At 75.8% G+C, this 422-nt stretch carries 1 pseudogene; it reads left to right on the top strand.

The annotated features are described in order from the left end of the window. Positions 1-173 precede the first annotated feature (173 nt). A pseudogene (locus KBX53_RS35830) lies at positions 174-422 on the top strand (SMP-30/gluconolactonase/LRE family protein); the annotation flags it as partial.

Here is a 422-nt window from a genome sequence, read left to right as displayed (position 1 = left end):
GGCTGGCTCGACGGCCTCGACGCGCCGGCCCGACTGGACCGGGCCGTCACCACCGGCGCGTTCGCGGTCGCCACCCGGGGCGACTGGGAGGGTCTGCCCGACCGGGCCGAGCTGACGCTGCTCGACCACGGCCCCGGCGGTACGGTCCGCTGACGACCTTTGGGAGGAACACCATGGAGCTGACCGAGCCGACCGTCTGGAGCACCGACCGGCTGGAGTTGGGTGAGGGCCTGCGTTGGGTCGACGACCGGCTGGTCCTCGTCGACCTGCTGGCCGGGCGACTGCTGGAGACCGACGGCGACGCCCCGACCCCGCTGCGGGAGCTGCGCCGCCTCGACGTGCCACTCGGCGCGGTCGCCCCGGTGCTCGACCGACCCGGCGAATGGCTGGCCGCCGCCGGGACCGGCGTCAGGGTGCTGCCC

Origin of the sequence: Micromonospora sp. M51 (assembly GCF_018070305.1) — a bacterium.
Classification (GTDB): Bacteria; Actinomycetota; Actinomycetes; order Mycobacteriales; family Micromonosporaceae; genus Micromonospora; species Micromonospora parva.
Note: the sequence above shows the minus strand (reverse complement) of the source record. Positions and strands in the feature narration are given on the sequence as shown.